23 protein-coding genes are annotated in these 23,694 nt (G+C 64.3%); 5 read left to right on the top strand and 18 right to left on the bottom strand.

Going from position 1 to position 23,694, the window contains the following annotated elements; genetic code table 11:
- Nucleotides 1-56 precede the first annotated feature (56 nt).
- The gene (locus NP503_RS20605) at nucleotides 57-1,553 is read right to left on the bottom strand and encodes a CoA-acylating methylmalonate-semialdehyde dehydrogenase (RefSeq protein WP_127268691.1); all 1,497 of its coding nucleotides are present in this window, start codon (nucleotides 1,551-1,553) and stop codon (nucleotides 57-59) included.
- Between the two features lie 214 nt (nucleotides 1,554-1,767).
- Between NP503_RS20605 and NP503_RS20610 the strand changes: the two genes are divergently transcribed.
- The 3 genes from NP503_RS20610 (at nucleotide 1,768) to NP503_RS20620 (ending at nucleotide 5,344) form a co-directional block, all read left to right on the top strand.
- Nucleotides 1,768-2,649, top strand: coding sequence for a LysR family transcriptional regulator (locus tag NP503_RS20610; RefSeq protein ID WP_127268690.1), 882 nt, complete (start codon nucleotides 1,768-1,770; stop codon nucleotides 2,647-2,649).
- A 98-nt stretch (nucleotides 2,650-2,747) separates the two neighbouring features.
- Nucleotides 2,748-3,191, top strand: coding sequence for a hypothetical protein (locus tag NP503_RS20615; protein ID WP_127268689.1), 444 nt, complete (start codon nucleotides 2,748-2,750; stop codon nucleotides 3,189-3,191).
- A complete protein-coding gene (locus NP503_RS20620) occupies nucleotides 3,188-5,344 on the top strand; it encodes a phosphatidylserine/phosphatidylglycerophosphate/cardiolipin synthase family protein (RefSeq protein WP_127270379.1) in 2,157 nt (718 codons plus the stop codon). The genes NP503_RS20615 and NP503_RS20620 overlap by 4 nt, the downstream gene beginning before the upstream one ends.
- Before the next feature lie 4 nt (nucleotides 5,345-5,348).
- Here NP503_RS20620 and NP503_RS20625 read toward each other — a convergent pair whose 3' ends face one another.
- From NP503_RS20625 to rsfS, 10 genes are all read right to left on the bottom strand, one after another.
- A complete protein-coding gene (locus NP503_RS20625; protein ID WP_127267087.1) occupies nucleotides 5,349-6,605 on the bottom strand; it encodes a D-amino acid dehydrogenase in 1,257 nt (418 codons plus the stop codon).
- Nucleotides 6,606-6,726: 121 nt separating this feature from the next.
- Nucleotides 6,727-7,269: a nucleoside-diphosphate kinase gene (locus NP503_RS20630; protein WP_236383239.1), complete on the bottom strand. Its 543-nt coding sequence runs from the start codon at nucleotides 7,267-7,269 to the stop codon at nucleotides 6,727-6,729.
- A gap of 14 nt (nucleotides 7,270-7,283) precedes the next feature.
- Nucleotides 7,284-7,706, bottom strand: a complete 423-nt coding sequence (gene rnk / locus NP503_RS20635) for a nucleoside diphosphate kinase regulator (protein ID WP_127267089.1) — start codon at nucleotides 7,704-7,706, stop codon at nucleotides 7,284-7,286.
- A gap of 273 nt (nucleotides 7,707-7,979) precedes the next feature.
- Nucleotides 7,980-9,119, bottom strand: a complete 1,140-nt coding sequence (gene alr / locus NP503_RS20640; protein WP_127267090.1) for an alanine racemase — start codon at nucleotides 9,117-9,119, stop codon at nucleotides 7,980-7,982.
- Nucleotides 9,120-9,196: 77 nt separating this feature from the next.
- On the bottom strand, nucleotides 9,197-9,718 hold the full coding sequence (locus NP503_RS20645; protein ID WP_127267091.1) for an RNA pyrophosphohydrolase: 522 nt from the start codon (nucleotides 9,716-9,718) through the stop codon (nucleotides 9,197-9,199).
- A gap of 30 nt (nucleotides 9,719-9,748) precedes the next feature.
- Nucleotides 9,749-10,927: a divergent polysaccharide deacetylase family protein gene (locus NP503_RS20650; RefSeq protein WP_127267092.1), complete on the bottom strand. Its 1,179-nt coding sequence runs from the start codon at nucleotides 10,925-10,927 to the stop codon at nucleotides 9,749-9,751.
- 212 nt (nucleotides 10,928-11,139) lie between these two features.
- A complete protein-coding gene (locus NP503_RS20655; protein WP_024502881.1) occupies nucleotides 11,140-12,471 on the bottom strand; it encodes a S41 family peptidase in 1,332 nt (443 codons plus the stop codon).
- On the bottom strand, nucleotides 12,472-13,809 hold the full coding sequence (locus NP503_RS20660; RefSeq protein ID WP_127267093.1) for a murein hydrolase activator EnvC: 1,338 nt from the start codon (nucleotides 13,807-13,809) through the stop codon (nucleotides 12,472-12,474).
- A gap of 124 nt (nucleotides 13,810-13,933) precedes the next feature.
- The gene (rlmH, locus tag NP503_RS20665; protein ID WP_127267094.1) at nucleotides 13,934-14,416 is read right to left on the bottom strand and encodes a 23S rRNA (pseudouridine(1915)-N(3))-methyltransferase RlmH; all 483 of its coding nucleotides are present in this window, start codon (nucleotides 14,414-14,416) and stop codon (nucleotides 13,934-13,936) included.
- 27 nt (nucleotides 14,417-14,443) lie between these two features.
- Complete coding sequence (rsfS, locus tag NP503_RS20670; protein ID WP_013529073.1) at nucleotides 14,444-14,821, bottom strand: ribosome silencing factor; 378 nt, start codon at nucleotides 14,819-14,821, stop codon at nucleotides 14,444-14,446.
- A 242-nt stretch (nucleotides 14,822-15,063) separates the two neighbouring features.
- Between rsfS and NP503_RS20675 the strand changes: the two genes are divergently transcribed.
- A complete protein-coding gene (locus NP503_RS20675) occupies nucleotides 15,064-15,915 on the top strand; it encodes a mechanosensitive ion channel family protein (RefSeq protein ID WP_127267095.1) in 852 nt (283 codons plus the stop codon).
- Between the two features lie 9 nt (nucleotides 15,916-15,924).
- On the opposite strand, the gene NP503_RS20680 is transcribed toward NP503_RS20675, so the two are convergent.
- From NP503_RS20680 to obgE, 5 genes are all read right to left on the bottom strand, one after another.
- Nucleotides 15,925-17,208, bottom strand: a complete 1,284-nt coding sequence (locus tag NP503_RS20680; protein WP_127267096.1) for an MFS transporter — start codon at nucleotides 17,206-17,208, stop codon at nucleotides 15,925-15,927.
- Between the two features lie 68 nt (nucleotides 17,209-17,276).
- Nucleotides 17,277-17,864 carry a nicotinate-nucleotide adenylyltransferase gene (locus NP503_RS20685; RefSeq protein WP_013529070.1) on the bottom strand — a complete coding sequence of 196 codons (588 nt, stop codon included), beginning with the start codon at nucleotides 17,862-17,864 and terminating at the stop codon, nucleotides 17,277-17,279.
- A gap of 72 nt (nucleotides 17,865-17,936) precedes the next feature.
- Nucleotides 17,937-19,223 carry a glutamate-5-semialdehyde dehydrogenase gene (locus NP503_RS20690; RefSeq protein WP_127266816.1) on the bottom strand — a complete coding sequence of 429 codons (1,287 nt, stop codon included), beginning with the start codon at nucleotides 19,221-19,223 and terminating at the stop codon, nucleotides 17,937-17,939.
- Nucleotides 19,224-19,226: 3 nt separating this feature from the next.
- On the bottom strand, nucleotides 19,227-20,417 hold the full coding sequence (gene proB / locus NP503_RS20695) for a glutamate 5-kinase (protein ID WP_127266817.1): 1,191 nt from the start codon (nucleotides 20,415-20,417) through the stop codon (nucleotides 19,227-19,229).
- 4 nt (nucleotides 20,418-20,421) lie between these two features.
- A complete protein-coding gene (gene obgE, locus NP503_RS20700) occupies nucleotides 20,422-21,453 on the bottom strand; it encodes a GTPase ObgE (protein WP_127266818.1) in 1,032 nt (343 codons plus the stop codon).
- A 134-nt stretch (nucleotides 21,454-21,587) separates the two neighbouring features.
- On the opposite strand from obgE, the gene NP503_RS20705 reads away from it, so the two are divergent.
- Nucleotides 21,588-22,457 (top strand): endonuclease/exonuclease/phosphatase family protein, encoded by an 870-nt coding sequence (locus NP503_RS20705; protein WP_127266819.1) that lies wholly within the window; start codon nucleotides 21,588-21,590, stop codon nucleotides 22,455-22,457.
- Between the two features lie 178 nt (nucleotides 22,458-22,635).
- On the opposite strand, the gene NP503_RS20710 is transcribed toward NP503_RS20705, so the two are convergent.
- Together NP503_RS20710 and rpmA are read right to left on the bottom strand one after the other, a co-directional pair.
- Nucleotides 22,636-23,223: a GNAT family N-acetyltransferase gene (locus NP503_RS20710; protein WP_063173273.1), complete on the bottom strand. Its 588-nt coding sequence runs from the start codon at nucleotides 23,221-23,223 to the stop codon at nucleotides 22,636-22,638.
- 119 nt (nucleotides 23,224-23,342) lie between these two features.
- Complete coding sequence (gene rpmA, locus NP503_RS20715) at nucleotides 23,343-23,612, bottom strand: 50S ribosomal protein L27 (protein WP_013529063.1); 270 nt, start codon at nucleotides 23,610-23,612, stop codon at nucleotides 23,343-23,345.
- Nucleotides 23,613-23,694 lie beyond the last annotated feature (82 nt).

A 23,694-nucleotide genomic window follows, 5' to 3' on the forward strand; every position in this document is an offset into this window, starting at 1 on the left:
AAAAAACGCCCGGGCGCGAGCGCCCGGGCCTTAATCCAAATCAATTTGTTGTCCGGTCAATTCATCGTCGGGATGACGAATTCGGCACCATCCTTGATGCCGGACGGCCAGCGCGAGGTCACCGTCTTGGTCTTGGTGTAGAAGCGGAACGCGTCCGGGCCGTGCTGGTTGAGATCGCCGAACGAAGATGCCTTCCAGCCGCCGAACGTGTAATAGGCGATCGGCACCGGGATCGGCACGTTGACGCCCACCATGCCGACCTGGACACGGCTTGCAAAGTCGCGCGCGGCATCGCCGTCACGGGTGAAGATGGCGACGCCATTGCCCATCTCGTGATCGTTGGCGAGCTTGATCGCGCTCTCATAGGTCGGGGCGCGCACAACAGAGAGCACCGGCCCAAAGATCTCTTCCTTGTAGATACGCATGTCCGCGGTCACGTTGTCGAACAGGCAGCCACCCATATAGTAGCCGTCTTCATAGCCCTGCATGGAGAAGCCGCGGCCGTCGACGACCAGCTTGGCGCCTTCCTTGACGCCGGTATCCACGTAGCCCTTGACCCGTTCCAATGCCTGCGCCGTCACCAGCGGGCCGAAATCGGCGGAAGAGTCCGTCGAAGGACCGACCTTCAGGCTCTCGACGCGCGGGATCAGCTTTTCCATCAGCCGGTTGGCGGTATCGTTGCCGACCGGGACGGCGACCGAGATCGCCATGCAGCGCTCGCCGGCCGAGCCGTAGCCGGCACCGATCAGCGCATCGACGGTCTGGTCCATGTCGGCATCGGGCATGATGATCATGTGGTTCTTGGCACCGCCGAAGCACTGCACGCGTTTGCCGGCGGCCGTGCCGCGCGAATAGATGTAATGGGCGATCGGCGTCGAGCCGACAAAGCCGATGGCCTTGATATCGGGATCGTCGAGGATGGCGTCGACCACGTCCTTGTCGCCATTGACGACGTTGAGGATGCCTGCCGGCAGGCCGGCTTCGAGGAACAGTTCGGCGATACGCATCGGCACGCCGGGATCGCGTTCCGACGGTTTCAGGATGAAGGCGTTGCCGCAGGCGATGGCCGGCGCGATCTTCCACAGCGGGATCATCGCCGGGAAGTTGAACGGCGTGATGCCGGCGACGACGCCGAGCGGCTGGCGCATCGAATAGACGTCGATGCCGGGGCCGGCGCCGTCGGTGAATTCGCCCTTCATCATGTGCGGTGCGCCGATGCAGACCTCGACCACTTCGAGGCCGCGCTGGATGTCGCCCTTGGCGTCGGCGATCGTCTTGCCGTGCTCGCGCGCCAGGATGTCGGCCAGTTCGTCATAGTCGCGCGCGACCAGTTCGAGAAACTTCATCAGCACGCGTACGCGGCGCTGCGGGTTGGTCGCGGCCCATTTCGGCTGCGCTGCCTTGGCATTCTCGACCGCCGCGCGCAGTTCCGCCTGCGAGGCCAACGCCACCGTGCCGCGCACGGAGCCGTCCATCGGCTGCATGACATCCTGCTTGCGGCCGCTGGTCCCGGCGACATGCTTGCCGCCAATGAAATGACCATAGTCAATCATGATTTCTCTCCCTGTTTGTGATGCTGCATTGTCCGCCTTTGGCCGGCGGATGGCAACGCGAGTGAGAACGCAACCGTTGTGCGGAGAATAGATAACGATTGACGAGCGAGCATCAATTCCCGCAAATGGTGGGATGCAATTGCTGCCGTGCGGATTGAGAGATTGAGTTCCACCACAGAACGCAGCGTCGATAATTGTCATCTGGACCCTCCCCATGAACTGGGATGACGTCCGCATCTTCCTCGCCGTGGCGCGCGCAGGCCAGATCCTTGGCGCCGCCAAACGGCTGGAGCTCAACCACGCCACCGTCTCACGCCGCATCGCCGCACTCGAGGAAGCGCTGCGGACAAAGCTGTTTCGCCGCTTGACCACCGGCAGCGAGCTGACGCCCGCCGGCGAGCGTTTTCTCGACATTGCCGAGCGCATGGAGGGCGACATGATCGCCGCGCGCTCGACCATTTCAGGCGAAGGCGACGACGTTTCCGGCACGGTGCGCATCGGCGCGCCTGATGGTTTTGGTGTCGCCTTCCTGGCCAAGCGCCTCGGCGAACTGACCGCCCTGCACCGCGAGCTGACGATCCAGCTTGTGCCGGTGCCGCGCTCCTTTTCCTTGTCGCGCCGCGAGGCGGACATCGCCATCACCGTCGAGCGGCCGACAGAAGGCCGGCTGGTGGCGGGAAAGCTGGTCGACTACTCGCTCGGCCTGTTTGCCTCGTGCGCTTATGCTGAAGCGCATGGCTTGCCCAAAACCGCCGCCGAGCTCGGCCAGCACACGCTGATCGGCTACGTACCCGACCTCATCGTCAGTCCCTCGCTCGACTATGCGGGCGAATTCAGCGCCGACTGGCGCACCAGTTTCGCCATCTCCTCCGCACTCGGCCAGGCCGAGGCGGTGCGCTCGGGCGCCGGCATCGGCATCCTGCACACCTTCGTCGCCCGCTCGATGCCGGAATTGGTATCCGTCGATGTGGTCGCGCCGATCCGCCGTGCCTACTGGCTGGTCTATCACGAATCGGTCAGGCCGCTGCGCCGCGTCCAGATCGTCGCCAGCTTCATCACCAAGATGGTGGAGCGGGAGCGGAGCCTATTTGTTTAGCCGTGCCGCCTTTTCCTTGCCACAAAACCGGCCAGAATGGCATCAGGCGTGCAGCCGCCGCGTAGAGACGATCCCTTAGAAAGCTGGCGCGGATAGACATGCGAGCCGTTCTTGCCATCCTGCCGCTGCTTTTCGTTTCCGCTTGCGCCAACCCGTGGACGAAGGTCCCGGAGGCCGAGCTGCCCAAGCCGATCCGCTACGCCATGGCGCGGCCTTCGCCTTTCGTCCTGGGCAATTATTGCGGCCCTGGCACCCGCACCGGCGATCTATCGGCCCGGCCGGCCGACCGCCTCGACGCGGTCTGCCAGACGCATGATGCCTGCTATATCGCCCGCCACAACCATTGCGACTGCGACGGCACCCTGGTCGCCTCGGCGAAAGCGATCCGCGACGACAAGACAACGCCACGCAAAATGCGCGGCGAGGCCGAACTGTTGATCGCCACCTTCGCCATTCCCGTCTGCAAGGTCTTCCCGCAGGGCTTCATGCCGCCGCGCGATCCCGCGCAATTGAGCGCCCTGAAGGCCGGAGCGCCCGGGTGAAGGGTCGCGCATCCATCGCCATCGTTCTGTTCGGGCTGGCTGTCATTGCCGGCTGTGCCGGCGCTGGCCGCAATGCCTGCGATCTCCTGCAAGGCCAGAGCGCTTGCGCGCGACCCGCGCTCTCCGCCGAGACAGCTGGGCCGCGGATCGCCACCGCGCAGTTTTTCGGTGACGCCGGTACGAACGACTACGAAAAACGGTTCCTGGCGCTGCTCGCCCATCACCAGCTCGGCGCCATGGACCGCGCCAACGGCACCGGCCCTTTCGGTCACGACCGCCATGAGATCCGCAACAGCGATTTCCAGGCGACCTACCGGACACTGCAGCAACTGGCCGGGCCGGTTGCCGAAACGCATCTGCCGCCGGCCGGCGCCAACAGCGGCGAGGCTCATTTCGACGGACGCTGGCGGGTGTCGCGGCAGACACTCTACATCGATGCGGCTGCGCGGCCCTCGGCGCCCAGGATCTTCGATTTCTCCGGCCTGCAGGCGCGCAGCGTCGAGGTCGTGCTGCGCCAGGCCGGCAAGCAACCGGCCGACATCGAGGGCATCTGCGACGGCACGCTGGCGATCCGTGCCGGCGGCGGTTCACGCACCATCGCCATGGGCACGGCATTCCGTTTTCGCCTGTCCGGCGAGGACGACACGGTCAGCCTGTTTCCGAGTGACGGCCTGAACCGCTGCACCGCAAGGATCCGCTCCAGCCTTGCCCCGGCCGGCGCGCCGCTCACCATTCGGCGCGAAGAGGCCGCCGATCCGGCTCTCGCCGCCTTCGACAGTCGCTACGAGCGTTGCACGACGCCTAACCCCACCGGCCTCGATGCGCTCAGCCGCGCCTTCTATGCCAGCCGCTGGCTGTCGCAGACCTGCGCCTTGCCGATCGGAAAGCCGCGCCTGCTGCGCAAATCGCGCGATGGCTTCAACGCCAAGGTCGAGGCGCTGATAGGGGCGCCGCTGTCCGACAGCGCCATCGACAAGGGCGACCCGGAGCTGCCGCTCGACTTCTCCAGGGCGCCAAGGCTGAAGCTGATCTACCTGTCGTCGCTGGAGTTCAAGGCCGACTTCTCCGGCCGCATCATCGAACGGCTGATCCGCCACCATGCAGCCCTCGGCACCAAGGTGCGCATCCTGGTCACCGACGTGCTGGAGCGCGACAAGGACGACGCCCTGCTGCATCGGCTGGCGGCCGAATTCCCCAATGTCCAATTGCAGGAATATCGCTGGCGGGCGGACCATGGTGCGCCGATCGACGAGCAGATTTCACAACTGCACAAGGTCCATCACGTCAAGATGCTGGCGACGCTTGCCGACGATCCACGGCGGTCGCGCGCCATCATCGGCGGCCGCAACATCCATGACGGCTTCCTGTTCCACCAGCCGATCGATCTGTCGCGCTATCCAGACCTTGAGCAATACGGCAAGACCGACGGGCTCTCGCTGAACTACTATTCGAACTGGAGCGACTTCGACATCGAGTTCGCCGATCCGGCCACGGTCGAAATGCTGGCTGCGCATCTTTCGACAGTGTGGCTGCGCGACGCCGACACCAATCTGGCGCGCCCCTTCTCCATTCCGGTCCGGTCCGACGGCGCCCGCCCGTCAGGCACGGCACGACACTTCATTTCGGTGCCCTACGAGGACGGCCATGCGCTGGAGGACTATTTCGTCGAACTGGTCGACGCTGCCCAGCACCATATCCAGATCGTCAATCCCTACCTCAACCTGACGCCCAAGCTTGCCCAGGCTGTTGACCGGGCGCTCGCCCGCGGCGTCAGGATCGACATTGTCGGCCGCATCGATCTCAAGGGCGATATCGGCGGCAAGTTTCTCACCGCGCTCAACAAGCTGTTCGTCGAGAAATATGGCGACCGCATCAACATCCGCGAATTCAAGGCGCCTGACGTGGTGCTGCATTCCAAGATCATGATGATCGACGAAAGGTTGGTCGCCATCTCGTCGGTCAATCTCAACAACCGCAGCTTCTTCCACGACAGTGAGAACGGCATGATGGTGCTCGATCCGGCCTTCTACACCAGGATGAAGCCGATCTATGACGACTATGTCGCCCACTCCAATCCGGTCGCCACCAATGTGACGATCCCATGGGCCTATCGGCTGCTGTTCGACGAGGACTGGGTCCGGCAGGCATTCTGACCCTCTACCGTAGATAGCGCTCCTGCGCGAGGTCGCGAACGTCGATGTCAGGCACCCGGCTGGAGATGATGTCGGCCAGAACCTTGCCCGAGCCACAAGCCATGGTCCAGCCGAGCGTGCCGTGGCCGGTGTTGAGATAGAGATTGGAAAGCTCGGTGCGGCCGATCAGCGGCGGACCATCCGGCGTCATCGGCCGCAGCCCGCACCAGAACGTCGCGTCCCGCATGGCGCCGGCGCCCGGAAAGAGATCGCCAACCGAGTGTTCCAGCGTGCGCCGCCGCGATTCGTGCAGCCTGAGGTCGAAGCCGGAAATCTCGGCCGTACCACCAACCCGGATGCGGTCGCCGAGCCGGGTGATCGCCACCTTGTAGGTCTCGTCCATCACCGTCGACACCGGTGCCGCGGCGGCGTCCTTGATCGGCACGGTGATCGAATAGCCCTTGACCGGATAGACCGGGATCGGCCGCTTCACCCGGCGCATGAAACCTGCCGAATAACTGCCCAGCGCCATCACATAGGCGTCGGCGGTTTTCCAGCCCTTGCTGGTGCTGAGATTGGCGATGCGGTTGCGGCTGCGGATGACGCGCCAGATCGTCACGTCGTACTCGAACTTGACGCCACGGGCCACACAGAGTTCGGCCAGCCTGTCGGTGAACATCTTGCAGTCGCCGGTCTCGTCGTGCGGCAGCCTGAGGCCGCCGACGAACTTTTCGCGCACCCCGGCAAGGCCAGGCTCAGCCGCGATGCAGCCGTCCTGGTCGAGGGTCTCGTAAGGCACGCCATACTTCTTCAGCACCTCGACATCTCCGCCGGTGCCGTCAAGCTGCTTTTGCGTCCGGAACAGCTGCAGCGTGCCCTGGGTGCGCTCGTCATAGGCGATGCCGGTCGCTTCGCGTAGCGCCTTCAGCGTGTCGCGGCTGTATTCGGCGAGCGGCACCATGCGCGCCTTGTTGATCGCATAGCGCTCGGCGGTGCAGTTGCGCAGCATCTTGATCAGCCATGTCCACATATGCGGGTCGAAGGCCGGCCGCACCACCAGCGGGCCATGCTTCATCAGCAGCCATTTGATCGCCTTCAGCGGAATGCCGGGTCCGGCCCAGGGCGAGGCGTAGCCGGGCGAAATCTCGCCGGCATTGGCGAAGCTGGTTTCCAGCGCCGGGCCTTTCTGGCGATCGAGAACCGTCACCTCGTGGCCGGCCTCGGCAAGAAAGTACGCCGTGGTCACTCCGATGACGCCGCCGCCCAGCACCATGATCTTCATCGTTCACTCCTTGCCGCGCCGCACGCCCTTGAGGACGCCTGGACGCGGCCGTATTTCCGATTTGCGCACGATCCCCAGCGAAAATCGATGCCGACTTTCGGGATCATGCAGTGTTGCCTGTTCACGCCGCCGTGGGACCGGGGTCGTCATCCCCTGTCTGCCGCATTCCGGCCCTTTCGCCAAGGGGCCGCCAATCGGCTGCGGCGCTGTAGACGAGGGTGAGCCCATGCGGCCGTCGCGCCTCGTCTCGGGATTTCTCCCTGACGGCACGCCGCGCGGCCTCCGGCTGGTAGAGCACGGTCGCGATCAGGACCGACTCCCGCCTGCCGTCGGCCTGTTCGATCCATGCAGTCTGACCCTCGGCCATGCCGAGCATGCAAAGCCCCCGCCTTGTCATGATCGACAGGCTGGAGCCGACCGGACCGTGCACCTCATTCTGCACCAGAGTTCGGGTCTCGGCAGGGCCGGCATCGACACGAAACACCAGCCTGCTGTTCAGCGTCACGATATCGGATCCGACCGAATCGATCGCGACGACCTCGGCTTTGGAAAGCTTCTCTTCAAGCATTGGAACAATCGGATCCGCGAAAGCCCGCCAACGCTCCAACATGATCTCGAGGACGGCGAAGTCCTTCGTCGTCAGCCGGAAATTCGCGCCTGTCATCGCCGTCTCCATGCTCAGGACCCTTCCCGCCCGCAGGCCGGCGCATCGACCGCTTCGATGGTCGCCGACAGTTCCCGGCCGCCACGGCTGCTCCAGCACACTGTCTGCCCGATCGACGCGCCGATAAGCGCCGTCCCCATCGGCGTCAGCACCGAGATCCTGTTTTCACTGATGTCTGCTTCGCCGGGATAGACCAGCGTGATGCGCTGGGTGTGGCCGCCATCGTTGCGGATTGTCACCGTCGAACCCATCCGCACCACGTTGGCCGGCATGGAAGCCGCTGCCGTCACGAAGGCACGGTCCATCTCCGAAAGCAGTTCTTCGGCCGTCTCGGGCACGCGGTCGAGCGACGCCCGCGCCAGGCCCGTCAGCCGGTGGTGGTCGGCATCGCTGACCAGAAGCCGGCTCGGTGGACGCAATCCTGTTGCATGTTGCATGGCAAACCTCATGACTTGGCGCATCCAACAGACGCGCGCCTGCCGCCGCACAAACGGTGGCTTGATGAAAGCCGGCAGCCGCGAAGCTGTCTGGCTCGGGAATGATGATGTCAGGTAGAAATGCCCCGGTTCGGACGGACGCCAAAAGGCGGCCGCGCCGGGGCTACGATCCCGCGATCGGGCAGACCCGGAACAAGGTTCTGATATAAGCGAGGTTGCTCATGCCCGGAGCCTTGCCGACAGGCGTCCGCTTGTCAAGCGCGGCCAAACCGCTCAACCGCCGACATAGCGCCGATGGAAGCGCGGGCCGAGGCTGGTCAGGATCTCGTAGCCGATGGTGCCGGCATGGCCGGCGGCGTCATCGACGCTTTGCGAGGGACCGAGCAGTTCGACGAGATCACCCTCGCGCAGCCTGCCGACCGGCAGGGCGGAAATGTCGAGAATGATCGAATCCATCGACACCCGCCCGAGGAAAGGCAGCCGCACGCCCTCGAACCAGGCGGCGGACGCGGCGCGGCGTTGCCAGCCATCCGCGTAGCCGAACGAAATCGTCGCCAGCCTGAGCGGGCCTTGCGCATGATAGGTGTGGCCATAGCCGACGCCGGCGCCTTTTTCGACGCTGCGCGTCTGTGCCACCTTTGCCTGCAGCCGCACCACCGGCAGCATCGGATTGGACTTTGCCGGCGTCGGATTGATGCCGTAGAGCGCGGCACCGGGGCGGGCGAGATCGTAGTGAAAGCGCTCCCCAAGAAAGATGCCGGAGGAATTGGTCAGCGATGCCGGCGCCTCCGGCAGCATCTTGCGCAGCCGCTCGAACGCCAGCCGCTGCTTCTCATTGGCCGGATGCTCCGGCTCGTCGGCGCAGGCCAGATGGCTCATCACGTAACGGATGTCGATGCCGTCGAAGGCCTGCGGGTCGGCGGCGATGCGATCCACATCCCGAGGCGCCATGCCGAGCCGCGACATGCCGCTGTCGACCTGGATCGCGGCCTGCAGTTTTCGGCCGGCGCGGCGAGCCGTCACACGCCAAGCCGCCAGTTGCTCGGGGCTGTTGATAACAGCGCAAAGGTTTGCTGCCACGGCGTCCGGCTCGGCACCGGGCGGAATGCCGTTCAACACGAAAATGGCAGGGCCCGGCCCAAGCGAGTGGCGCAGGGCGACGCCTTCGCCCAGAAGCGCAACGAAGAAGATATCGCAGCCGTCGCGCAGCAGCGCCGCCGCGACCTGGCCGGCGCCCACGCCGTAGCCGTCCGCCTTGAGCACCCCAGCGCAGGCAACATCGCCCAACCGCGCCTTCAGCCGCCGGTAGTTTTCACGGATTGCACCGAGATCGATGGTGAGGATGGCCCCAGCCGCCACTTCGCTTGTGGCGGTGACCTCTTCTGGGGGCGACTTTTGGGGGGCGTCGTTCATGGCGACCCTTCGCGTGCTAGTGGATACATCAATAGGACCGCCGGGCCGGCGCGGCAACCGCGGTTGTTGTATAGCGGCTATTGCACCAGATGCCGGAATGCCGTCACCACATCCTCATAGACATGGCGCTTGAACGGCACGATCAGGTCGGGAAGGTCCTGCATAGGCCGCCATGCCCATTTGTCGAACTCTGCGGTGTGGCCACCCGGCGGCGGGTTGATCTGGATCTCGCTGACATCGCCGTGGAAGCGAAAGGCGAACCATTTCTGCGTCTGGCCGCGATACCGGCCCTTGAAGGCGATGCCGACGAGATGGTCCGGCAAATCATAGTTGATCCAGTCCGGCGCCTCGGCCAGCAGCGAGACGCCTCGCATGCCGGTCTCCTCATAGAGCTCGCGCTCGGCCGCCTGCAATGGCTCCTCGCCCTCGTCGATGCCGCCCTGCGGCATCTGCCAGAGCTGCGTCGTGCCGGCAAATTCGCTGTCCGGTTCGGCAATCCGGTGCCCGACCCAGACAAGGCCCTCGGCATTGAGGATCATCAGCCCGACACATGGACGGTAAGGCAGCGTTTCGCGGTCGATCTTGTTCGTCTTTGGCATCAGTCAGTCTTTCCAGCCGTCTTACGATGGCTAGCCTTTTTGCGGATCTATAGCCACCGCTGAAATCGGCACGATCTCTATGCCGCGCTTCTTGGCCTCGACCACCCAGGACGACACGGTATCGACCGTCAAGTCGAAGGCCGAACCGATGCCGACGGCAGTGCCTTTGGCCCGCGCGGTCGCCTCCAGGCTGTCTAGCTTCTTCAGGATTTCGCCGCGATCCTGCACGGCATCGATCGCCATGTCGCCGGCGACGAAGGGCACGCCATCCTTCAGCGCCAGGTCCGGCGCCAGGCTGCGCGCCGACGAGCCGTCATCGATATAGGCGAGGCCGCGTTTGCCGAGCTCGGCGATGAACGGCTCCATCGCCGCGGCATCGGCGGAAAAGCGGGCGCCCATATAGTTCATGACGCCGGTATAATTGGTCGTCCGCGACAGCGCCCAGTGCAGGCTCTTCAGGTTCTCATCCGCGCTCGCCGCCACCGTCAGCGTGTTGCGGCCCGGATTTACCTTCGGATAATCGAACGGTTCGAGCGGCACCTGCATGACGATCTCGTGGCCGCTCTGCCTGGCTGCCTGCATCCACCGGCCGATGCTGTTGCCTTGCGGCGCGAAAGCCAGCGTCACTTCCGCCGGCAGCTTGGCGATGGCCGCCTGGGTGCCGGTCTGCGAAACCGAAAGCCCGCCGATGACGATCGCCACCCGTGCGCCGCGCCCGCCCGACCAGGGCCGCGCATAGACGTCGAACGGCCGCCTGCCATCCGTGGCGCGCACCGGCAACGGTCCGGTCTCGCTGGTCTCGATCAGCGCCTTGTCGGGAATATGCGCGATCTTCAGGTTCTGACCGATGGTCGACGGATCGCGAATGACGATCGCTGCCTTGGGCGGCCCATCGCCCTCCTCCGTCTGCACATGGATAATCTGCGGCCCGCCTGATTTGACCGGCGCCTCCGGCTTCGGTGCCGCCGGGGCCAATGCAGGCGGCGCGGCGGCAGGCTCGGCCGCCGCGGTCACTTTCGGCGTTGAAACGGCAACCTCTTGCGGCTTTCTAAACGGTTTTTCCCTGAGCGCGATCGCGCCGGAGACGCCGGCCACCGCCAGCACGGCCACTGTCGCCATGATCGCACCGCCGCTGATCTTGCCGGCGGCGCGCGGCGACCGGACTGCCTGTCCGAGCGGGCGTTCGATGTCCTTGCCGATATCAGCCAAGCCTAATCCCCGGGCACATGGCTCCGAAGACGAAGCCGCTTCGAAAAGACATGCGCGAATTCATCAATTCCGGCGCACCCCGCGCCATGTCTTGGGAGCTTTGCCTCGCTCCCCGAATCAAACTGCCGGAACCTTTCGGTCCCGGCAGCATCGCATTGCTTCCATCTGGCTCAAACAGAAAGATGGGGCGGCGCGTGCGCCGCTCCAGATCCTTACTGGTTGAGAACCGCCTTTTGCGGATTGGGCGGGAAGGACGGATCGGTCTTCTGGCCACGCAGCAGCTGCTCGGCATAGATGAGCTGCAGATCGTCTTTCGGATCCGGCGGCACATAGGCCGCCGAGCCCGAACCCGTCGTGCTCTCGTCGGCGCCCTTGATATGGCCCTTGAGATCGGATTCGCCACGTGTCAGATCCCTGCCCTGCAGTTCCGGCGGCAGTGGCTGTTCGACCTTGATGTCCGGCGTGATGCCCTTGCCCTGGATCGACTTGCCGGACGGCGTGTAATAGAGCGCCGTCGTCAGCCGCAGCGCACCATTCTCGCCGAGCGGAATGATGGTCTGCACCGAACCCTTGCCGAAGGACTGCGTGCCGACCACCGTGACACGGCGCAGGTCCTGCAGCGCGCCGGCGACGATTTCCGACGCACTGGCCGAACCGCCATTGACCAGGACGATCATCGGCTTGCCGTTGATGTCGTCGACCTGCTTGGGCTTGGCGTCGAAGCGGGTGACGTCCTTGGGGTCGCGGCCGCGCGTCGAGACGATCTCGCCGCGGTTGAGGAAGGCATCGGACACGCTCACCGCCTGGTCGAGCAGGCCACCTGGATTGAGGCGGAGATCCAGAACGTAGCCCTTCAGCTTGTCGTCGGGAATCTGCTTCTTGATGGTGTCGATGGCGTTCTCGAGGTCGTCATAGGTCTTTTCGGTGAAGGAGGTGATCTTCATGTAGCCGATGTCGTTCTCCACCCGGAACTTGACCGCCTTGACCTTGATGATGTCGCGCACGACCGTCAGTTCGATCGGCTTGTCGGCGCCCTGGCGCAGGATGGTCAGCTTGATCGGCGTGTTGACCAGGCCGCGCATCTTGTCGACCGCATCGTTGAGGGTCAGGCCGCGAACCTCTTCGCCGTCGATCTTGGCGATGTAGTCGCCGGCCAGCACGCCTGCCTTGGCGGCCGGCGTGTCGTCGATCGGCGTGATCACCTTGACCAGATCGTTCTCCATGGTGACCTCGATGCCGAGGCCGCCGAACTCGCCCTTGGTCTGGACGCGCATATCCTGCGCCTGCTCGGCATTCATGTAGGAGGAGTGCGGGTCAAGCGAGGCCAGCATGCCGTTGATGGCATTCTCGACCAGCGACTTGTCGTCGGGCGGTGTCACATACTGTGCCCGCACCCGCTCGAAGATATCGCCGAAGATCGCCAGTTGCTTGTAGGTCTCCGACCCTGCAGCGTTCGCCGCCGAGCCGGGCGCGCCATAGACCAGGCTCATGGCGGACGCGCCCATCAGCGCACCGGCAAACAGAAGCGACAGTTTCCGCATTATTCACGTCCTTCCAGAAAAACGGTCCGCCCACCATGGGGCCGGATCGACGGGTTTTCCATCCTTGCGGAACTCGACATAGAGTTCCGGCGTGGCATTTCCATTCTTCGAAACCGAGGTGCTCGCCACCCGGGCCTCTCCCATCGCACCGATCGGCTCTCCTGCAAGCACTGATTGACCGGTCGCGACGCTGATTCTGCTCATCCCCGCCAAAACGACATGATAGCCGTCGCCTGCGTTCAGGATCAAGAGTTGACCATAAGAGCGAAACGGCCCCGCATAAAGCACATTTCCATCCGCCGGCGCGGTAACGATGGCTCCCGATTGTGTCGCAACCATGTCGCCAAGCATCACCGCGCCGTTACCGTCATCGGCGCCGAATCGCCGCTTGATACGGCCGGTCACCGGCAGCGCGATCTGTCCCTGAAGGGCCGAAAAGGGCACCGCGGCGGCAAGTTGGTTGCTTTCCGGAACGGGCAGCGACGCCAGTTCCGCCGGCGCCGATGTGTTGTCGCCGCTTGCCGTCTTCTGCTCGGCGGCCTTGGCAGCATCGGCAGCCTTGCGGCTCTTGTCGGCCTGCGCTTCGAGCGACGCGATCAACTCCTTCAGGCTGCCGGCCTTGGCCGCCAGCGCTTCGGATCGCTGCTTTTCGGCGGCCATTTGCGTCTGCGTGTCGGCTTCGAGCTTCTGCTTGGCCTCCAGCAGCATGCCGAGCCGCTTCTTTTCCGCCGTCTGGTCGCCGACCGCCGCCGTCAGCCGCGCCCGTTCGGCCTCGATCGACGCCGTGATCCTGGTCTGTTCCTTGAGATCGGCAAGCAGGCTATCGGTCTGCTGGCGCAGTTCCGGCACCACCGCGCCGAGCAGGATGGCGCTGCGCACCGACGACAGCGCGTCCTCGGGCTTGACCAGGATCGCCGGCGGCGGGTTGAGGCCCATGCGCTGCAGCGCGCCCAGCACTTCGGCCAGAACGTCGCGCCGCGCCATCAGCGAGGCGCGGATCTTCTGTTCCTGGCCCTTCAGTCCTTCCAGCCGGGCGCCGATGTCCTCGATGTCCTGGCCGAGCTTCTGCTCGGTCATCGCCGACTGGATCAATGCGGCGGTGATCGAGGCGTGATCCTTCTTGATCGTCGCGATATCGGCGGAGAGTTTGGCCAATCGTTCCGACGACAGCGTGATCTCCTTCGAGACCCGTTCATATTCGGCCCGGCTCTGATCCGGATCGGGAGCCATGTCGAGCGTGTTTTCCGCCCGCCCCGCATGCAGCGACAGCACAAGCACCGCCACCGCGATGCCGCAGCGCGCGCGCCAGGAGCCCGTTCTTGATTTTCTGTCTTCAGACATTGAAGCCCGACTCTATGCGTGGCTTCGTTAACGAACAATCAACCATGTTCGAAACCGCCCACTCGATGCAATCTTGCCTCGGCATTGGGGCGGAAATCCGGGTGTACTGCACCAATTCACCGGTTTACGAGCGATGATAAGGATGTCCCGAAAGGATGGTGGCCGCCCGATAAAGCTGCTCTCCCAGCATCACGCGCACCAGCTGATGCGGCCATGTCAACAATCCGAACGACATCACCAGTTCGGCCTGGTCGCGCAGCGACTGGTCGTGACCGTCGGCGCCGCCGATGGCGATGACCAGCGCCTTGCGGCCACCGTCACGCAACAGGCCGAGGCGCCCGGCGAAATCTTCCGAGGAAAAGCTTTTGCCGCGTTCGTCCAGCAGGATCAAAGCGGTGCCGGGCTGCAACTGCGTCTGCAGTTTCTGGCCTTCCTCACGCCGGCGCTCGTTGGCGGTCTGGCTGCGCCCCTCGGCAATCTCGGCAATGCCGCCAAATTCAAGCCCCACGGCCGGGCCGCTCTTGGCGAAGCGCTCGAAATAGCGGTCGGCAAGCAGCTTTTCGGGGCCGGCTTTCATCCGGCCCACGGCATGAACTGATATCTTCATCCTCGCCTTGTAAGCCGCGCGAACGACTTAGTGGAGCGTTTCTTCCTCGAGGTCCGGCGCCTGCCACATCTTTTCGAGATTGTAGAATTCGCGGACTTCGGGGCGGAAGACATGGACGATGATGTCGCCAGAATCGATCAGGACCCAGTCGGCGCCGGACAGCCCCTCAACGCGCGCGGTGCCGAGACCGGCATCCTTGATCGCTTTGAGAAGATGATCGGCGACAGCCGCGACATGACGGTGCGATCGGCCCGAAGCGACGACCATGTAGTCGCCGAGGCTCGATTTCCCCTGGATGTCGATGGAGACAATGTTTTCGGCCTTGGAGTCTTCCAGACTGGCAAGGACTGTCTTGATGGCGCGGGACACGGCGTCGTCTACGCTGATCCTGGCCGGCGAAGGCATGATATCGGCCTTCTTCCGCAGTGCTGTTCTCAGTGTATTTCCTTTCGCAGCAAGAACAACCAAATCACCCCTTGAAGCAGGTGACACCACTTAGATAGGCAGAGTTCCCTGACAGTTTCAAGACGGGACCCTGCCTCGCACGAACGTATTGTCGCTCTTGTGGTTCCGCTGCACGCCGGAAAAGATCGGAACCCTCACCGCCCGCATGGGTTATCGGCTCACCGACCAACCGGATTCCCCCCATGCCGATCGACCCGCAAAACGCCTTTCTCAGCGTCCAGGCTGGCCTCGCCCAACTGAGCACGCTGATTGTTTCGTACTCCTTCTCGGCCATCGGTGCCGTCATCCTCTTGATTGTCGGCTACATCGTCGCCGGTCTTGCCGAACGTTCGATCTTCGCCGGTCTCGGCCATATCCATGGTTTCGATGCGACGTTGCGGCATTTCTTCTCCAAGATCGTCCGCTACGCCATCCTGATCCTCGTCACCATCATGGTGCTCGGCCAGTTCGGCGTGCAGACGGCCTCGATCATTGCCGCGATCGGTGCCATTGGCCTCGCCATCGGTCTGGCGTTGCAGGGCACGCTGCAGAACATCGCCGCCGGCATCATGCTTCTGGCGCTGCGGCCGTTCCGCATCGGCGAATCCGTCGAGGTTGGTTCGATCGCCGGCACGATCGAGGAAATCGGTCTGTTCGCGACCAAGCTCAGGACCGCCGACGGCGTCTACATCCTGGCGCCCAACTCGACGTTGTGGAACCAGCCGGTGCGCAACTTCTCGCGCAACGGCGTACGCCGCAGCGACATCACACTCTCCATCGGCTCCTGGAACGACATCGACAGGGCGCAGAAAACCTTGCTTGCCACTGCCGCGGCCGAACGGCGAGTGAAACGTGAGCCGGCGCCGATCGCTTTCGTCTCGACATTGGGTGACAGCACTGTTTCGATTGCCTTGCGCTATTGGACATCGTCGGCGGACTTCTTCGCCACCCAGACTGATCTCACCAAGCGCGCCAAACAGGAATTCGATAGCGAAGGCATATCGATCCCGCTGCCGCCGCCGGAAGCGCCCCAACCCGAAGCCCGCCGGCAATAGTCGGTTGGCTCAGTGCCGGCCCTCATCGTCCGGTGCGAAGGCAAGTTCGACCGGCAAAGGCGCCTGCGCCGTCATCGGTGCGAAACTGCCGGTTTCACCGACCGGGACCGCACGCGTCGTGAACACACGCAAAAGCACGAACAGGCAGAAGGCAGCGGCGATGAGAACAGCCACATAGATGAAAGCCTGCGTTCCGAAGACGGCCGACAGCGCCGTCACGATGCCGGGCACGACGAAACCCGACAGCGACCAGGCAAACAAAAGCGAACTGGACAGCGCCACCATGTCGTCCTTGCCGGCGCGGTCGGCGGCATGTGCGCTGGCCAGCGAATAGATCGATTCCGAGGCGCCGTCCCACACGATATAGATCACAACCAACGCGGCCAACGCGCCGCCATCGTACCCGAGCGCAAATACGCCGGCGACCATGGCGAGCGCGGATGCGGCGATCAGCACATAGCGGCGGTCGGTTCGATCAGAAATCCAGCCAAGCGGGATCTGCAGGATCAGCGTGCCGAGAGGCATCGCCGAAAGCAGCAGCGCCACATCGGCCTGGCTGTAGCCCTTGGCCGTGGCGTGGATCGGCGCGAAGCCCGCAATCGACATTGACAGGCCGCCGACCGCAAGCATGCCGGCGACGCCGACCGGTGAAACCCGCCAGGCGCGGCGCAGCGCCACCGAGGCCGCCTGCGGTGCCGGCGGCTGGGCAAGTCGGGTCATCCCGACGGGAAGGATCGATAGCGCCGTGAAGGCGATGCCGATCAGCGGCGCATCCGCTGTCCTGATATCCACCAGCGCCAGCGTCGCGTAGCCGACGCCAAGCCCGGCGACATAGGCAACGTAGAAGAAAGCCATGACCCGGCCACGGATGGCGTTGGCAACGGCGTCGTTCAGCCAGCTCTGCGCGACGATGAACAGGCCGCAGATGGCAAAGCCGTAGAGCGCGCGGGCGGCTATCCACAGCAGCGGATGGACCCCGGCGCCGACGGCGGCGTTGGCGAGTGCGATCAGCGCCGACAACACCATGAAGGCACGGGCATGGCCGACCCTTCGCACCAGCGGTCCGGTCAGGATGCAGCCCGCCAGCCCACCGGCCGAAAGTCCGGTGATGATAAGTCCGGCCCAGGTCGGATCGAAACCCTCGGCGCCGAGCCGAACCGGGATATAGGCAAACATCAGCCCGTTGCCGACGGCTATCAGTGCCATCGACACGATGACGCTGGCAATCGCGATCAGCGGTGTGGGCTCGGCGCCCTGCTCGGCTTCGCTGCGGGTTTTCCTGGGAATCGACATGCCTGCTCAGGATTGCCCATGAAACGGGCAAAGGGAGCGATAAAAGCGACATGGGCGGGCGGTCGGGCTCACCCCTTCGCCAGCTTGCGGATCGCACTTGATGACAGCGACGAGCGCGGGCCGTGGATAAAGGTCCAGGCCGGCGCTTTCATGCGGGCAAGCCGCGGCGCATCGCCCTCGTCGATGCGGGCATAGTCGAAGGTCTTGGCGACGACGGAGGACAGGAACGACAGCGTCGCGCCCGGGCGGTCGATGACGGCGATCGGGAAGGTCATGACGATCTCGCGCCAGCGCTGCCAGCGGTGGAAATCGCGCAAACTATCCGCACCCATGATCCAGACGAAGTCGACCCCGGGATTGCGCGCCTTGACCAGCGCCAGCGTGTCGGCGGTGTAGCGGACGTGATGGGCGGCTTCGAAAGCGGTGACCTTGATCTTCGGGTTCTTGGCGATCTGCTCCGACAGCTGCAGCCGTTCGCCGAGCGGCGCCAGTTCCCTGGTGTTCTTCAGCGGATTGCCCGGCGTGACCATCCACCACAATTGGTCGAGCGCCAGGCGCCTGAGCGCGATCTCGGCGACCAGCGCATGGCCGGCATGCGGCGGATTGAACGAGCCGCCGAACAGGCCGACGGCGAGGCCTTTCTCGGCATGCGGCATCTTCAGGTAACGGGAGGGTACCGCCGGTTCGGAAGATGCCAGCATTGCCTCAGGCTCTGACAACGAAAAGATTCAAGGCCTCACCTGTCCCGACCCGCGCACGCGGTATTTGAACGAGGTCAGCTGCTCGACGCCGACCGGTCCGCGCGCATGCATCTTGCCGGTGGCTATGCCGATCTCGGCGCCCATGCCGAACTCACCGCCATCGGCGAACTGCGTCGATGCGTTGTGCAGCAGGATCGCCGAATCGATCTCGTTGAAGAATCTTTCGACGGCTTGCGCGTCCTCGGCGACGATCGCCTCGGTGTGATGCGAGGAAAACGTCTCGATATGCTCGATGGCACCGGCAACGCCGTCGACCAGCTTCACCGCGATGATGGCGTCGAGATATTCAGTCACCCAGTCGGCATCGATCGCCGGCTTGGCATCGAAAAACACTTTCAGCACGTCGGCATCGGCATGGATTTCGCAACCCGCCGCGCGCAGTGCGTCGAGGATCGGCACCAGATGGGTGGAGGCGACCGCCTGGTCGACCAGCAGCGTCTCGGCGGCACCGCAGACGCCGGTGCGCCGCATCTTGGCGTTGACGGCTATCCGCACCGCCATGTCGAGATCGGCCGAGCGGTCGATGTAGAGATGGCAGATGCCTTCGAGATGCGCGAAAACCGGCACCCGTGCCTCAGCCTGCACGCGCCCGACGAGGCTTTTGCCGCCGCGCGGGATGATGACATCCAGCGTGCCGCCGAGGCCCTTCAGCATCTCGCCAACGGCGGCGCGATCGGTGGTCGGCACCAGCTGGATGGCGTCTTCCGGCAGGCCGGCTTGCTTCAGCCCTTCGACCAGGCAGGCATGGATGGCGGCTGATGAATTGAGCGAATCCGAGCCGCCACGCAGGATCACCGGATTGCCTGCCTTGAGGCACAGCGCGCCGGCATCGGCGGTGACGTTCGGGCGGCTCTCATAGATGACGCCGACGACGCCGAGCGGTGTGCGCACACGCTCGATATGCAGGTCGTTCGGCCTGTCCCATTGCGCCATCACATCGCCGACCGGATCGCGCAGCGCGGCGATTTCCCTGATGCCGTCGGCCATGGCGCGAATGCGCGCCGGATCGAGCTTCAGCCGATCCATGAAGGAGGCGGAAAGCCCGGATTCCTGGCCGTTCGAGACATCGATGGCGTTGGCGTCGAGAATGTCCTGCTCACGAGCGACGATCGCCTCTGCCATGGCGAGGAGTGCGGCGTTCTTGGCGGCGGTCGTGGCAATGGCCAGCGGTCGGGCGGCAGCGCGGGCACAACGGCCGATATCGGCCATCGTTGCTACGGTGTCATCCCCGGATTTTTCATGCAGTTTCAGCATGGCTCATCCTCCGCTTACATCGCCACCGACCGTGACTTGGTCACCGGCCCCTGTTTGGTCGCCGGCCCGTACTTGGTCACCCGAATGGCTCACCACAAGGTCGTCGCGGTGGATCATCGCCGAACGCGCCTCGTAGCCGAGCACGGTTTCGATCTCGGTCGTCTTCAGGCCCGCGATCCTTACGGCATCGGCCGCATCGTAGGCAACCAGCCCGCGCGCGATCTCGCGGCCCTCGGGCGACAGGATCGCCACCGTGTCGCCGCGCGAGAAATTGCCGCTGACCAGCTTGACGCCGGCCGGCAGCAACGACTTGCCCGACAGCAGCGCACCGATGGCGCCGGCATCGACCGTAAGCCGGCCGGCCGGTTCGAGCTGGCCGGCGATCCAGGTCTTGTAGCCCTTGACCGGGTTGCTGCTCGGCCGAAAGAAAGTAGCGCGCTCGCCGCGTTCGATCGCCATCAGCGGCGACAACCGCGTGCCCGACGTGATGATCATCGCGGTGCCGGCGGCGGTGGCGATCTTGCCGGCATCGAGCTTCGTGCGCATGCCGCCGCGCGACAGCTCGGAAGCGGCCGCACCCGCCATCGCCTCGATATCGGGCGTGATGCGGTCGACCACTGGAATGAATTTGGCCTGGGGGTCACGCGCCGGCGGCGCCGTATAGAGGCCATCGATGTCGGAGAGCAGTACCAGGAGGTCGGCGCCCATCATGGTGGCGACGCGAGCCGCCAGCCGGTCATTGTCGCCATAGCGGATTTCGGACGTCGCCACCGTGTCGTTTTCGTTGATGACCGGCACCGCCTTCATCTTGAGCAGCGTCGAGATCGTTGCCCGCGCATTGAGATAGCGGCGGCGCTCCTCGGTGTCGCCGAGCGTCAGCAGGACCTGGCCCGATTTCAGGCTGCCCTTGCCGAGCGCATCCGACCACGCGCCGGCCAATGCGATCTGCCCGACGGCTGCCGCGGCCTGGCTCTCTTCGAGCTTCAAGGCGCGCTTGCCGAGACCAAGGATCGTGCGGCCAAGCGCGATGGCGCCGGACGAGACGACAAGGATTTCAGCGCCGCCCTTGGCCAGCGCCGCAATGTCGTCGGCGAGCGAGGCCAGCCAGTCGCGCTTCAGGCCTGTCGCGCGGTCGACGAGCAGCGCCGAGCCGATCTTGACGGTGATGCGCCGATATTTTCCCAGCGACTGCATCGTCCTACTTTTCCCAGCGCGTCTCGACTGGCGCAGCGATCTGCGCACGCGCCTCGGCCACCACCGACATCAGCGCCCGCAGCACCGCCTCGACACCCTCGCCGGTGACGGCCGACAACAGCATCGGCGCGCGGCCGGCGGCGCGCTTCAGCGAGGCGACTTTCTTCTTGCGCGCATCGGCGTCGAGCGTGTCGACCTGGGACAGTGCCACGATCTCGACCTTGTCGGTCAGGCCGTTGCCATAGGCCTCAAGCTCCGCGCGGACGGTCTTGTAGGCTTTGCCCGGATTTTCCTCCTGCGCCGAAACCAGATGCAACAGCACACGCGTGCGCTCGACATGGCCAAGGAAGCGGTCCCCGATGCCGACACCCTCATGCGCGCCTTCGATGAGGCCCGGAATATCGGCGATGACGAATTCGCGCGCGTCGATGCGGGCAACGCCGAGGCCGGGATGCAGCGTCGTGAACGGATAGTCGGCGATCTTCGGCTTGGCCGCGGTGACGGCGGCCAGGAATGTCGACTTGCCGGCATTCGGCAGCCCGACCAGTCCGGCATCGGCGATCAGCTTCAGCCGCAGCCAGATGTTGAGCTCCTGCCCCGGCAGGCCGGGGTTGGCGCGGCGCGGCGCCTGGTTGGTCGAGGTCTTGAAATGCTGGTTGCCGAAGCCACCATTGCCGCCCTTGGCGAGCAGAAAGCGCTGGCCGACCACGGTCAGGTCGCAGATCAGCGTCTCGTTGTCTTCTTCGAACACCTGCGTTCCCGCCGGCACTTTCAGCGTGACATCGGCGCCCTTGGCGCCGGTCATGTTGCGGCCCATGCCGTGGACGCCGGTCTTGGCCTTGAAATGCTGCTGGTAGCGGTAGTCTATCAGCGTGTTCAACCCGTCGACGGCCTCCAGCCAGACATCGCCGCCACGGCCGCCATCACCGCCGTCCGGCCCGCCGAACTCGATGAACTTTTCGCGCCGGAACGACACCGAACCAGCGCCACCGTCACCGGAGCGGATGTAGACCTTGGCTTGATCGAGAAATTTCATGGGATTGTACAGTTTCTACTAGTGGCCTTGCGGCATTGCTCTAAACCTTGGCCCTTGCTCTAAACCAAGGCGCGGCGAAGGGCGAGGCCGTTTTGTGACAATGGCCGCGCGGGATCGGCCGGAGAGATGCCGGAATGAAGCTTGTAACCTACAATATCCAGTACGGCATCGGCCTCGACGGGCAGTACGATGTCGGACGCATCGCTGATGCTGTACGCGGCGCCGATGTGATCGCTCTGCAGGAGGTGACCCGCAACAATCCCAGGAACGGCGGCCGCGACATGGTCGCCGAGATCGGCGAGGCGCTGCCCGACTACTTCGCCGTCTATGGCAGCAATTTCGAGGCCAATATCGGTTCGCACATCGACAATGGCCGCGCCATCACGAAAACCTTCCAGCTCGGCAACATGGTGCTGTCGAAAACGCCTATTCATCTGTCGCGCAACCTGCTTTTGCCGCGCAGCCGCAGCTTTGAGATGATGAACTTCCAGCGTGGCGCGCTGGAAGCGCTGATCGAGACGCCGCTTGGTTTCATCCGCTTCTATTCCATCCATCTCGATCACCGCAGCCCCGTCGAACGCGCCAGCCAGATCCAGTTCCTGCGCCAACGCATGCTGAACTACGCGCTCGAAGGCGGCGCGCTGTCCGGCGTCGCCGAGATCGGCCTGCCGGAATTGCCGCATCCCGAAGCCTTTGTCGGTATGGGCGATTTCAACATGTTGGCCGGCTCACCCGAATATATCGAACTCGCCGGCCGGCCGGATCATGAATTCGGCATGCCGCTGACCGCCGACTTCGCCGTTGATGCCGCCTTGCGCCTGAACGCCACCGGCGACGATCTCATCAGCTGGGTCGATCCCAGGCAACCCACCGATCCCAGCCGCCACAAGCGCATCGACTACATCTTCACCAGCGCGTCGCTCGCCAGGTCCCTGCAGCGCCTGTGGGTCGACCGAAAGGCCGTCGGCTCGGACCACCTGCCGGTCTGGGTCGAACTGGGCTGATCCAAGTTTGCCTCCCATTGGTTTCGCGCCGTACCCGATGTGTGTCGAGATTCAGGTCAGGCCGAGCCGAGAATAGTGGCTTCCGAGAACCGGAGCGGAGTGTACTTTTCGTACGCGAGCACCGGAAGCGCAGGAAACCGCCATTCGCAGGCCGGCCTCACCTGAATATCGGCACACATCAAAAGTGGACCCAGTTCCGCAAGCTCGTCCAGGTCTTGCGATCGAGCCGGTAGCGCTCGACGGGAACCTGGCCGGCGACAATCGAGTTCAGCATGCCCTGGCCGGCATATTGGAACCCGCATTTGTGGATGACGCGGCGCGAGGCCGGATTGATGACCCGTGTCGAGGCATGCAGAACCTGGATCGACGTCCTCTGGAAGGCGAGGTCGACCAGCGCGTGCGCCGCCTCGGTCGCATAGCCCTTCTTCCAGTGCGGCTCGCCGATCCAGTAACCGAGCTCCAGCCCGCGATCGGTGGTGTTGAGACCGGCGCAGCCGACGAAAGTGTCGGTGCCGGCCAGCGTCAGGGCATAAGCGATACCGGCCCGGCGCGACTTGGTCATGGCCAGGAAAGAGCGCGCCTCGGCCTCGCCATAGGGGTGCGGCATGCGGGCCAGCATTTCGGCGACATGGCGGTTGTCGGCAAGTTCGACCAGTTGCGCGATATCGCCTTCGTGAGGCGCCCGCATCACCAGTCGCTCGGTGACCAGCACCGGACAATCTATCGCGTAACTTTCGTCTTCTGAGTCTTCCGCTTCGGCAACCATTTGAAAGTCCTCCAGGCACAAGAAAAAGGGGAGATGGAAACCCATCTCCCCTGATCCTTTTCCTGGCTTTGCCAGACACCGGTCCCGAGATGGGCGCCGGTGTTCTAGTGCGGAACCGGCTACTCCGCGGCTTTGGCAATCGGGTTGACCGATACGTAGGTTCGGCCGTTGGCTTTTTTGTTGAACGTCACGGCGCCGGTCTCGAGCGCAAAAAGCGTATGGTCCGTGCCCATGCCGACATTGACGCCGGGATGCCACGTGGTGCCGCGTTGACGAATGATGATGTTGCCCGGGATGACGGCTTCGCCGCCGAACTTCTTCACGCCCAGACGCTTGGAATGCGAGTCGCGACCGTTGCGCGACGAGCCGCCAGCTTTCTTGTGTGCCATCTAACTAACTCCGTTGCGCCGCAAGGCGCCTAAAAGGCCTTATGAACGCGTTCGCGTTCCGTTTCAAGTCCGATCCGGCGAC

Origin of the sequence: Mesorhizobium sp. SEMIA396 (assembly GCF_024518615.1) — a bacterium.
Taxonomy (GTDB): Bacteria; Pseudomonadota; Alphaproteobacteria; order Rhizobiales; family Rhizobiaceae; genus Mesorhizobium.